The sequence below is a fragment of the Streptomyces sp. NPDC059900 genome (assembly GCF_050270335.1).
Lineage (GTDB): Bacteria > Actinomycetota > Actinomycetes > Streptomycetales > Streptomycetaceae > Streptomyces.
The window spans coordinates 1-4,161 of the sequence record NZ_JBNNJZ010000664.1; the positions used below are offsets into that span (position 1 = coordinate 1).

Annotated in this window: 4 protein-coding genes and 1 pseudogene; 2 read left to right on the forward strand and 3 right to left on the reverse strand. The window is 70.8% G+C overall.

The window, feature by feature from the left end; genetic code table 11:
- Positions 1 to 188: response regulator transcription factor (locus ACQKIP_RS41525; protein ID WP_427745378.1), on the forward strand; the 188-nt coding region annotated here is incomplete at its 5' end.
- Here ACQKIP_RS41525 and ACQKIP_RS41530 read toward each other — a convergent pair.
- The 3 genes and pseudogenes from ACQKIP_RS41530 to ACQKIP_RS41540 form a co-directional block, all read right to left on the reverse strand.
- Positions 116 to 1,366, reverse strand: a pseudogene (locus ACQKIP_RS41530) (MFS transporter); the annotation flags it as partial. The gene ACQKIP_RS41525 and the pseudogene ACQKIP_RS41530 sit on opposite strands and share 73 nt — an antisense overlap.
- 62 nt (positions 1,367 to 1,428) lie before the next feature.
- The gene (locus ACQKIP_RS41535; protein ID WP_365853476.1) at positions 1,429 to 1,998 is read right to left on the reverse strand and encodes a methylated-DNA--[protein]-cysteine S-methyltransferase; all 570 of its coding nucleotides are present in this window, start codon (positions 1,996 to 1,998) and stop codon (positions 1,429 to 1,431) included.
- Positions 1,999 to 2,094: 96 nt separating this feature from the next.
- On the reverse strand, positions 2,095 to 2,991 hold the full coding sequence (locus ACQKIP_RS41540; protein WP_361188438.1) for a glycerophosphodiester phosphodiesterase: 897 nt from the start codon (positions 2,989 to 2,991) through the stop codon (positions 2,095 to 2,097).
- Positions 2,992 to 3,240: 249 nt separating this feature from the next.
- Between ACQKIP_RS41540 and ACQKIP_RS41545 the strand changes: the two genes are divergently transcribed.
- Complete coding sequence (locus ACQKIP_RS41545) at positions 3,241 to 4,107, forward strand: MHYT domain-containing protein (RefSeq protein ID WP_365853077.1); 867 nt, start codon at positions 3,241 to 3,243, stop codon at positions 4,105 to 4,107.
- Positions 4,108 to 4,161 lie beyond the last annotated feature (54 nt).

Sequence of the window (4,161 nt, forward strand, 5' to 3'; positions counted from 1 at the left end):
CCTACAAGGAGGTGGCCAAGCAGCTCTACATCTCGGTGAAGACGGTCGAGTCGCACGTCTCCGCGGTGCTGCGCAAGCTCCAGCTCTCCAACCGCCACGAGCTGACCCGCTGCGCGACCGCCCGCCGCAGCGCGAGCCCCGCAAGGGGCAGCAGCAGGCAGACGCCGATGAGGTTCAGCCAGCCGTAGCTCGCCCGCGCGACGATCAGGCCGGCCGCCGCGCCGCCGATACCCGCCGCCGTGTTCATGGTCAGGTCCGAAAGGCCCTGTACGGCGGCCCTGGCGGGCTGCGGCACCGAGTCGGTGAGCAGCGCGGAGCCGGAGACCAGGCCCGCGGACCAGCCGAGGCCGAGGACGAAGAGACCGGCGGCGGTCTGGCCGTGGCTCGCTCCCGCGGTGCCGGCGAGGAGCGCGGCGCAGCACAGCAGCCCGACCGCGAGGCCGATCACCGAAAGCCGCCCGAAGCGGTCGCAGAGCCAGCCCATCAGCGGCGAAAGCGCGTACATGCCCGCGATGTGACCGCTGATGACCAGTCCGACCAGTTGCAGACTCGCCCCGTGGTGCCCCAGGTCGACCGGGGTCATGACCATGATCGAGACCATCACCGTGTGCGACGCGGCCACCGTCACCAGGGCGAGCCGGGCCATCGGCGACGCGGCCACCGCGGCGACACCGGCCCGCAGCGAGCTGCTCCGCGCGGAGTGGTTCTCCTGCGGCGCCAGCGCGCGGGCGGTGAGCAGCGGGTCGGGACGCAGCAGCACCGCCACCACGAGACCGGCGACGGCGAAGATCGCGGCGGCGAAGAGGAAGGGACCCGCCGACACGGGTATGGAGGTGCCGGAGAAGGCGCGGCTCGTGGGCGCGGCGATGTTGGGACCGAGGACCGAGCCGATGGTCGTGGCCCAGATGACGAGCGAGATGGCACGGCCGCGCCGCTCGGGCTCGGCGAGGTCGGCCGCGGCGAAACGGGCCTGGAGATTGGCCGACGAGCCCGCCCCGAAGCCCGCCATGCCGAGCAGCAGCAGGGGGAAGCTCCCGACGACGGCGGCGAGCACCACGAGCCCGGCTCCCAGTGCCCCGATCACATAGGCGAGGACGAGGCCCGGCCGTCGTCCGCGCGAGGTCATCAGCGCGGCGAGCGGCAGCGAGAGCAGGGCCGTGCCGGCCACGGACGCGGTGGGCGCGAGGCCGGACAGCGCCTCCGTCCCGCTCACCTCGGTCGCGAGCATCGGGGCCAGGGCGATGCCGATCGGTACCCCGAGCCCGCCCAGTATCTGGCTGGCGACCAGCACCGCGGTGGTACGGCGGCGCAGGGCGGGCAGTGCCTCCGGCGCGGGTATGCCAGGAGCGTCGAGGGTCGAAGTCACTGACGCAGTGTGCCAGCGCCTGCGCACGCGGGAAACACAGTTTTCACGGCGCGCGGAAGCCGTCAGAACAGCGGCTGCGGAAGCACCCCTTCCAGGGCGAGGAGCTGTCGCTTGGTCTCCAGGCCGCCGCCGAAGCCGCCGATCCCGCCGTCGCTCTCGACCACCCGGTGGCACGGCACCACGACCGGCAGCGGATTGGCGCCCATCGCCATGCCGACCGCCTGGGCCGCGCCGGGCTGTCCGACGCGGCGGGCCAGGTCGCCGTACCCCACGACGGCGCCGTACGGAACGGTCGTCAGCTCGCGCAGGACCTGGCGGTTGAACCCGGATATCAGCGACCAGTCGAGCGGCAGCGCGAAGTCGTGCAGCTCGCCCGCGAAGTAGGCGGCGAGCTGGCGTATGGGTTCGGCCAGGAGAGGGGAGTCGGCTGCCTCGACGGGGTCGGCACCCAGGCGGGAGCCGAGCCGGTCGAGTGCCGCGTCGCGCACCGCGTCCGTGGCGTGGAAGACGACGCTGACCAGACCGTCGTCCGTCGCGGCGAGCATCAGCGGGCCGATGTCGCTGGCGACGACGGCCCACACCACCTGCCGCGGGTCGTCCTGCCCCGGCCGGTCCTGCCCGTGCTGCCCCATGGCGTTCATGCGGACCACCGTACGACCGGCCACTGACAACGCCGCCCCGGGCAAGCCCGGAGCTCCGGCTCCGGGCAGGCTCGGGGCAGTGCTCCGTCAGCCGGAGACGGCCTTGCGGACCACGTCGGGCGTGTTCGTGATGATGCCGTTCACGCCGAAGCCCGCCACCCGCTGTGCGGCGGCCGCGTCGTTCACGGTCCAGGTGAAGATCTCCAGGCGCTTGCGGTGCGGTCCCTTGAGCGCGTGTATCGCGGCGACGTACTCACGCGAGATGGAGGTGTGCGTGGAGTTGATCTGGTCGGAGAACTTGGCGTACTCGGGCAGATCGGCGACCGCGGGTGTGCCGAGGAAGCCGGTCTTGATGTCGGGCCGCAGCTTGTGGACGGTCTTGACGCTGTCCGCGCTGAAGCTCTGGATGACGAGCTTGCTCTTGACGTGGTGCCGGTCCAGCCAGCCCGTCTTGCGCAGGACGGCGAGGCCCTGCTTCTCGATGCCCGGATACAGCTCGGGCTTCTTGAACTCGAACACGAGGCTCTGGTGGTTGCGCGAGACCCGGTTCATGTACTGCTTCAGCGTCGGCACCCGCTGCCCCGCGTACTTCGGGCTGAACCAGCTGCCCGCGTCCAGCGTGGCGATCTCCTTCGCGGTGAAGTCCGCGACCTTCCACGGCGCACGGTCGGGGAAGCGCTCCTCGACGTCCGTCGTCCGCTTCAGGGTGTCGTCGTGCATGATCACGAGCTCGCCGTCCTTGGTGCGCTGGACGTCGTTCTCCACCCAGCGGAACCCCATGTCAGCCGCCTTGTCGATGGCTGCGAAAGTGTTCTCGGGCGCGTACGCGGAAGCGCCCCGGTGCGCGACGACCAGGGGCCGCTCGTGCGAGGCGGACGTCTGCGCCGACGGCCGGTCGGCGGCGTGAGCGGTTGCGGAGGGGAGGGTGAGTGCACCGGCTCCGAGCAGAGCGGCAGTGGTGGCAGCGGCAACGCGTGCGTACAACGGTGACTCCTCGCGATGTGCGGGCACGGACCGGATGAGAGTGACAGTCCACGGCCAACGCGAGACAGGTGCAGGATGGCCACAGGTTGAACGGAGACAGCCGGGTTGATTTCGCGGAAAATAGTTCGCAAGTTCCGGAGTGAGCTTTACTCTCTGCGTCAGCCCACGGCCTGTCAGCGGACAGCCGGCGGGGGCCACTTGGGTGCAATCCCGGACATTTTGACTCGATAGGCGGAGGGGCTACCGCGCATGCAGGGCACGGTCGACGGTTTCAGCTATGGACTTGTCACGCCGGTGGCGGCGTACCTCATGGCGTGTCTCGGCGGAGCGCTCGGCCTGCGCTGCACCACCAGGTCGCTCCTCGTGGCGCACTCCTGGCGTCCGGGCTGGCTCGCACTGGGGTCGGCGGCGATCGGCTCCGGCATATGGACGATGCACTTCATCGCGATGATGGGCTTCTCCGTGGAGAACGCCCCGATCCACTACGACAAGGGCCTGACCTTCGCGAGCCTGGCCGTCGCCATCGTCATGGTCGGCATCGGGATCTTCATCGTGGGATACCGCGGTGCCACCGGAGCGGCGCTGTTCACCGGGGGAACGATCACCGGCCTCGGCGTCGCGTCGATGCACTATCTGGGAATGGCCGGTATGCGTCTTCGCGGGACGCTGGAGTACAACACCTTCACCGTCTCCGCGTCCGTGGTGATCGCGGTCGTCGCCGCGAGCGCGGCTCTGTGGGCGGCCGCACAGGTCAGAGGTTTCCTCTGGAGCCTGGGCGCGAGCCTCGTCATGGGCCTGGCCGTCACCGGCATGCACTACACGGGGATGGCCGCCCTCAGCGTCCATCTGCACGGCTCGTCCGCCGCGCCGGTCGGCGGGGACTCGCCCGCCGAGCTGCTCGCGCCCATGATGATCGGCCCGCTCGCCTTCCTGCTCCTCGCGGGGGTCATCGTGATGTTCGACCCGCTGATGGTGATGGGCAAGGCGGACCTCCAGAGCGCCGCCCAGGGGCAGCGCGCCCCCTACCCCGTCCCGCGCTCCGGCGACCGGCACGACCCGCGGGCGGGCCGCAGGCCCCCGCAGCACCCCGGCTCCAGGAGCCCGCAGAGCTGGTGATCCGACCCCGTTGTCAGTGCGGGGTCGTACGGTTGGTTCCATGCGGCCCGTATC

Coding starts and splice junctions, on each gene's coding strand:
- ACQKIP_RS41545 (WP_365853077.1), top strand. CDS start 3,241: ATGCAGGGCACGGTCGACGGTTTCAGCTATGGACTTGTCACGCCGGTG.
- ACQKIP_RS41535 (WP_365853476.1), bottom strand. CDS start 1,998: ATGGGGCAGCACGGGCAGGACCGGCCGGGGCAGGACGACCCGCGGCAG.